The sequence below is a fragment of the Prevotella sp. Sow4_E9_plate genome (assembly GCF_052116205.1).
In the GTDB taxonomy this organism is placed as follows: domain Bacteria; phylum Bacteroidota; class Bacteroidia; order Bacteroidales; family Bacteroidaceae; genus Prevotella.
The window spans coordinates 1-6067 of the sequence record NZ_JBQKLN010000079.1; the positions used below are offsets into that span (position 1 = coordinate 1).

A 6067-nucleotide genomic window follows, 5' to 3' on the forward strand; every position below is an offset into this window, starting at 1 on the left:
ACGCAACTGCTGAGCAGCTTTCTTGTAATCAATTTCTAAGTTGTCCATAATATAAAAACTGTGTTAAACTACTTTTATTGTAGCTTGACACAGTTTAGTTTACACTCTCAACACCTCCACGGTATCCATGTTAGAGAAAATCTCTTGCTCGAAATCAAATTCTGGTTTCAGGTGATACTCAAAGATGGAGTATTCTTCTGTTCGCTCTGTTTCCTTTTGCGACTCATGGAGAGGAAGATTGCGTATGTAGTTACTCTGGAAGGCATCAACCTTTAGCACTACCTTTTGAACTTCGGAATCCTTGTTGTTGATGATGCCAAAGCAATCCTTGAAGTATTCTGCTGGTTCCAGATTCTTAGGCATCTTGAACACTTCCTCGGAGATGATGACATTCTCCATACGGTCAAGTGCATAGCAACGGATATCGTTCGTGCCAGGACTATATGCGACCACATACCAACGTTTCTTGAAAGCCTTCACGAAATAAGGATGGATGTCAAACTCATAATACTTCTCGGAATTATAACTATAGTAAGAGATGAATATGACGTGGTTGTCGCGCATCGCCTTGATGATATCCTCTAGGAAGTTCCTGCCAGATGGCATGTCCTCCAGGAGAACCCTCTCCTTGAGTTTGCGACTGTTGCCCACCATGGCGTTGAGGGAGAAGGCGTTGAGCAACCAGTTTCTGGCGCTTCCTTCCTCGAAGCAATTGCCATACTCTATGTGATAACGGAATCCGCTACTACATTCGATGTTAATCTCAAACAGTTCCTCGATGGCATGGAGATTGTTGATGAAGGTACGGCGAGAAAGTTCCGTTCCCTCACTGAGGTCAGAGTCCAACCATCTGCTTTGAATTTCCTTTAGGGTAATGCCACCCCGGTTCCTTGCTCGATGAATGGTCTCTACGAGCCAGACATATTTGTTCAATTGATTGATAGCCATATTCTATAACTTTTAAATTTTGGCACAAAGATAATGAAAAAGTGAGAAATAATGTTGCACAGTTGCCAATTATTTTAGCAAGAACTCTATCATTTCGTCGTATTTGGCGAAAAATACACTTTCCTTCATTTTGCATAGTTTGGCATCTCTTCCTAGCAGGAAACTAAAGTACTCCCAAAATTGTTTCCTATGATGCATAAATTTGAGATGACTCATTTCATGTAGGATAATCTCGTCAATCAATTCCAATGGGAAAACCACTATCTTGGGCGGCAAGAAAATCTGTTTATAGATGGAACATTGCCCCCATATGTTCCTTCTCTTCATTTTTTTTATGATGACTTGTCTTGCATATAGATTTTTCTCCTTTTCCCAATAATGCAATCTCTTGGGGAGTTCAATGTTTGCCAGGTCTAGAATCTTATTCTTAATGATGCTTCTTAGCCAACTTTGAATGTTTCTGTTGTCGAATTTTGTGTCATGGCAGTAATAAAAATCAATTCTCTTTTCGTTTACTTGCGCCATAATCATGCATCGGTCTCCTTTGGTATAGATACTTCTTCCTTCACATGAAAAAATGCTTTCGGATTGCAAGAGTGAGTCTTTCACCTCATGCCATCCTACTACAAGGCACCATGTGCATAACCTGAGCGAAGGGTTGATTGTATATCTTGTCGTCATAAGTTCCACATCTTATCTAAAATTTCCTTGTAGTCCTTTGCGTATGGATTTCTTCTTTGGACATTAAGTCCGTAGAGGCGAGTTCCTTTTTCTTGTTCTTCCTTCAGTCTCTGCATTGTTTTTTTTATAGGAAGAGGAAAACAGAAGTCGCTGATGATAAGTGCATCGGCCATGGAATATTTTTCAGAATCGAGCTTCTTGAAAATTTCCATTAGCATTTCTTCCCCATTAGTACCCCCGGAAAAGCTGCCCTTGAAGAATTTATCTATCTTATAATAATTGCTGGGTCTTGCCAAGTCCAAGGTCTTTGTTCTGATAGAGAACGAGATGAGAAAACAGCTTCTCTTTTCCTTTTTCGCTATAGCCGCGAGTTGCTGCAATAGAGACTTTGCGATTTCCAAAGGTCTACCACTCATGGATCCACTTGTATCAATGCAAATAATCATGGGGCCTTGCAGAAGGCGAGGCTTCTTATAATGAACTGTTGATTTTTCACGCTTATTCTGTGCAGCCTTTGAGGAAAATTGCTGCAGCTGTCTTTTTGCAAACTTTGCATAAAAGGTGGGAGAGTCCATCATGGCAATCTCCGTGGGAAGCAAGCTATCCAGGTCATTTCCCAAGGATACGCCATCTATGTCTTGCCTGTCATGGGAATGCTTGAGTAATATAGGAATGTATCTAGTCATGGTGGCATCATCCATTTCTTCGCTTCTCTCTTTTTCCCTTCCCATTTTCTTGGCTATCTCCTTTAGTTGAGGGTACTTGTGGAAGAAACGAGCCTTCTTCTGTTCCTTCTTGTAGTCTATGTCACCACAGGTTATGATTTCTTGCTCAATTTTTTGCATACTATTGGAAAGTACTTGCGCAATCTTCTGGTCTTTCCTCTTCTTGCTAGCCTCTTTCCAATTAGCTTCCATGGCATCAAAAATTTCGTCAGTAGTTTTCTGTTTTTTTCCAAATTCCTGGATATATCCATGTATATTGAACATGCTGCTGTCGAAAGTATCGTGCAAGTGCTTGGCGATACCGTTCCATGCCTGGCGTTTTTGCTCTATGTTGGATGCAAAGAAGTGGGATAATATCTTCATTTCTTCCTCATATTCCCTCTCTATTGTGGAAACGACAGGCAATATACCCTCCAACATGGAAATAATTTCCTTTCTGAAAATTTCTTTCCATGTCTCTTCTTTTCTGCAAAGTTCTTTGTTTCCTGAGTCTTGGCAGATTTCTTCTATATACCCTGCCACAGGATCATCCTTGTACTCTGGAGGAATGGGCTTCCCCTCGATGTAGAGGTCAAAAAGCCCAGAATATTCGTCAATCCGTTTGTCTATATCTTCCATATTAAAAATTATATGCTAGTTTTTATCTTCATTTCCAACGCCTCACATTTCTTTCGCAAGTTGTCGGCATACTTTTGGATGACCTTCAAGTCAGTTGAAGACACAAATAGATTTTCCTTTTCCAGCAACCTCATCTTTTGGTTAAGTTCATTGCCTATTTTTTGCATCTCCTCAATGAGATGTGTGTCTCCTTCAGAAAACAAGTTTTGTTGCCCTGTAGGAGGGAAAATGGGCTTGCTAGCCTTCTTTGATGGTTCCATCATGTAGAGTGCATTATTTACGATAATTCCACCTTGCGCCCTTCTCAAACTGACGATTTGGTGCTGTGGATACTTCTTGGATGAGAAGGGACCTTGAGGAACTCTCCTGATTATCCATCCATTCTTATCCTTATCAAAATAGAGCACACCCTTCGTCTCGATGTCCATCAGCAGGTATCCATAATCTTGGAGAAAGAAGTAAGTGTCTCCCCAGTTTGTGCCCATAAGCTTGGTATAGAAGTAGAAATAGATGTTGAAATCTTCAGAATTGATATTGGCTATTTTACTGTTTGCCAATGCATTGCCCTTCGTTTTCAACCCTTTTTCATACTCTTTCTCCACAACTGAGCATTTATTCTCAATGTTCCAGAATAATGACTCTGTAACGATTTTCATGACAGGTTCAATGGTCTCTACCTTGTTCCATAGCACATGATAGAGTATGGGAAGATCGGTTAGGTTTATCTCCTTTCTTCCATTTAGAAATGCCGATGTTTGCAGCAGATGTACTGCTTTCTTCCATCTTCTGTCTGATATATAATAGTCTAGAGGACTCGCGGCTTCATCCTGTGACTCGGTCTCTTTTAGCTTCTTGCGAATGAATGTGATATCCTTGAGTATATTGTCAGGAATATCGATATCTTCCACCTCTTCAAGGATTTGTGTGTATTGCTCGTCTGTTATGAGAAGTTCGGCAGGAATGACAACCTTACTCTTGTTCTTCCCCTTTAGCATCTTGTAGAATGTACGTTCATTGGCTATGGGGTTAGAGACAACTCGTAATATGAATCTATCCCAAAGGGCTTCCAACCCCTCATCCTCTTTAGGTAACTCATTGGATGCAGCAATGAGTGCTTTCATAGGAAGCTTGATGGTCTCGTTTCCGTTTTGGTAGATTTTCTCATTGATGGCTGTCAGCAAGGCATTTTGAATGGAAGGACCCGCTTTCCAGATTTCATCCAGAAACACCACATTTGCCCATGGAAGATACCCTTCTGTTCTTCTTTCATAAGTATCCTCGTCTTTCAGTTTGGATATGGAAACAGGTCCAAAGATCTCGTCTGGGGTAGAGAAACGCGACATCAAGTATTCAAATTGTTTCTTTTCGGCGAATACTTCCTTGAGCCTTCTGGCAATCATACTTTTGCCAGTTCCGGGAGGCCCCAGCAAGAATATGCTTTCGCCAGCAATGCTGCTAAGCAAGGTCAAGGAGAAGATGTCCTCTTTTTCCCATACTCCTTCACTCATCAGCTTGATGAGTTCCTTCATTTGTAGTTTTATCTCTTTCTTTTCCATTGTATATTTATTTTGTGGCAAAGGTACATATTTCCTGTGTAAAATGTTGTCACACCTAAAATATTTTTTAGGTGTGCAGTAATTTTTCTCATTTTCAGACTACCTTTGTGTCATAGATGTAAAATAATAAGAAATAATGGAACAATCATTTATGGACACAACAAAGGTGGATCTTGTACAGGAGACATTGGGCACAAGTGAAGAACAACTATTGTTAATCATTCAAGCATATGAAGATGAATCAATGGGTTGACTTTGACACAGGTGATGAAGCTCAAAGTGAGTATGTTTTTTCCTATATGGAAAAGACATATAGCATAGAACTCAGTTTGAGTGTTGGCTTTGGCGATATATGGTTTGCGAATTTGTACTCAGTGACAGGTGATAAGAAACAAAAATGTGTATCAAACATCAAGATTCCAACTTGTGATTTTGACGAACTCTCTTGGTTGAAACAATACTTGGAGAAACGAATGGATATGCTCTTGCTAGAGCTAAAAAATGAAGTCTCATCCGTCAGCTTCGAGCCAGAGGACATTGCCGGCTTACCCATATCTTCAGACGATAAAATCAAACTGCTTGACATGTTGCATGGTTTATGGTTTGATGTTTATAAAGTGTGTCAGGAAAAATAAGAAAACAGGTCTCGTATCATTTAAAAAATGAAATAGGAAGCCAATGCAAAAAATGTGGTCGGAAGAGATTCCGCCCAAATTCACCATTGAAGTATTAACTTTATAAGATTTAGATTTATGCTATTCAACTATAAGGAACATCGGATTTTTGCGTTCTCTGATACTCATGGGATGCACAATCGGCTTCATATCCCAGAAGAAGCCGACATCCTGCTTTGTGCAGGCGATGTGATGTCTGGATTTGGTAAGGATGGCATGGAGGACTTCTTTTCCTGGTTGTTAAGCCATCCCGCCAAACTTTATATGTTTGTCGCAGGTAATCATGAGCTGTTCTTGAAAGACAGCTTAGAGCAGACAATTTCGCTCTTACCTAAAAAAGTAGTTTTCCTTCATGATTCCTCCTTTGAGTTTGATGGGATAAGTTTTGGGAATATATCCATGCGAAGCTTGCAAAGTAAGGAGCAAAATGTCCAATCTGCTACCAAAATGGACTTCCTGATTACCCATATTCCACCGGAAGGCATACTTGACGAGGGTAGGGGAAGCCTTCCGCTATTGTTAGAGGTTTATCGCTCTCAACCTCGTTTCCATGTTTTTGGTCATGCTCATTCTTGTGGAAATCAAAGCAAGGGTGGTGCTTTTACGGAGTTTTACAATGTCTCACAGTTTAATGAACTTAGAAACCAAGATGGAGGTCAATAGAGAATGGTTTCCACCTTGGTGACAAGTCTTTTAAATATCAGTCAAAGAAATGCCTGTAGTTATCCGAGTAGGTTTATGGTTGACGTTTTTCGGGGGGTGTAATTTAAACTGTGTCAAGGCTTGTTCTTAACTTTCATTCCCACTCCCTGCTGGGGGCATGCCCCCAGCAGGGAAGCCTTTTCGGCTGCAAAGTTACATAATT

Annotated in this window: 6 protein-coding genes; 2 read left to right on the forward strand and 4 right to left on the reverse strand. The window is 40.4% G+C overall.

Translation table 11 applies throughout. From position 1 onward, the window contains the following. Positions 1 to 99 precede the first annotated feature (99 nt). From ACTQ53_RS16845 to ACTQ53_RS16860, 4 genes are all read right to left on the reverse strand, one after another. Positions 100 to 948: a helix-turn-helix transcriptional regulator gene (locus ACTQ53_RS16845; protein WP_441934409.1), complete on the reverse strand. Its 849-nt coding sequence runs from the start codon at positions 946 to 948 to the stop codon at positions 100 to 102. A 69-nt stretch (positions 949 to 1017) separates the two neighbouring features. Then, a complete protein-coding gene (locus tag ACTQ53_RS16850; protein WP_441209696.1) occupies positions 1018 to 1629 on the reverse strand; it encodes a M48 metallopeptidase family protein in 612 nt (203 codons plus the stop codon). Then, positions 1626 to 2972 carry a hypothetical protein gene (locus ACTQ53_RS16855; protein WP_441934411.1) on the reverse strand — a complete coding sequence of 449 codons (1347 nt, stop codon included), beginning with the start codon at positions 2970 to 2972 and terminating at the stop codon, positions 1626 to 1628. The genes ACTQ53_RS16850 and ACTQ53_RS16855 overlap by 4 nt, the downstream gene beginning before the upstream one ends. An 8-nt stretch (positions 2973 to 2980) precedes the next feature. Beyond that, positions 2981 to 4501 carry an AAA family ATPase gene (locus ACTQ53_RS16860; protein ID WP_441934413.1) on the reverse strand — a complete coding sequence of 507 codons (1521 nt, stop codon included), beginning with the start codon at positions 4499 to 4501 and terminating at the stop codon, positions 2981 to 2983. A 257-nt stretch (positions 4502 to 4758) separates the two neighbouring features. Here ACTQ53_RS16860 and ACTQ53_RS16865 point away from each other — a divergent pair, with 257 nt between their 5' ends. Together ACTQ53_RS16865 and ACTQ53_RS16870 are read left to right on the forward strand one after the other, a co-directional pair. Continuing rightward, the gene (locus ACTQ53_RS16865) at positions 4759 to 5163 is read left to right on the forward strand and encodes a hypothetical protein (RefSeq protein ID WP_441934415.1); all 405 of its coding nucleotides are present in this window, start codon (positions 4759 to 4761) and stop codon (positions 5161 to 5163) included. 117 nt (positions 5164 to 5280) lie between these two features. Further along, a complete protein-coding gene (locus ACTQ53_RS16870) occupies positions 5281 to 5865 on the forward strand; it encodes a metallophosphoesterase family protein (protein WP_441934417.1) in 585 nt (194 codons plus the stop codon). Positions 5866 to 6067 lie beyond the last annotated feature (202 nt).

Bases quoted from the DNA above. Each gene is read 5' to 3' on its own strand.
- ACTQ53_RS16855 (WP_441934411.1), bottom strand. From the start codon at position 2,972: ATGGAAGATATAGACAAACGGATTGACGAATATTCTGGGCTTTTTGAC.
- ACTQ53_RS16865 (WP_441934415.1), top strand. From the start codon at position 4,759: ATGAAGATGAATCAATGGGTTGACTTTGACACAGGTGATGAAGCTCAA.
- ACTQ53_RS16845 (WP_441934409.1), bottom strand. From the start codon at position 948: ATGGCTATCAATCAATTGAACAAATATGTCTGGCTCGTAGAGACCATT.
- ACTQ53_RS16870 (WP_441934417.1), top strand. From the start codon at position 5,281: ATGCTATTCAACTATAAGGAACATCGGATTTTTGCGTTCTCTGATACT.
- ACTQ53_RS16850 (WP_441209696.1), bottom strand. From the start codon at position 1,629: ATGACGACAAGATATACAATCAACCCTTCGCTCAGGTTATGCACATGG.
- ACTQ53_RS16860 (WP_441934413.1), bottom strand. From the start codon at position 4,501: ATGAAGGAACTCATCAAGCTGATGAGTGAAGGAGTATGGGAAAAAGAG.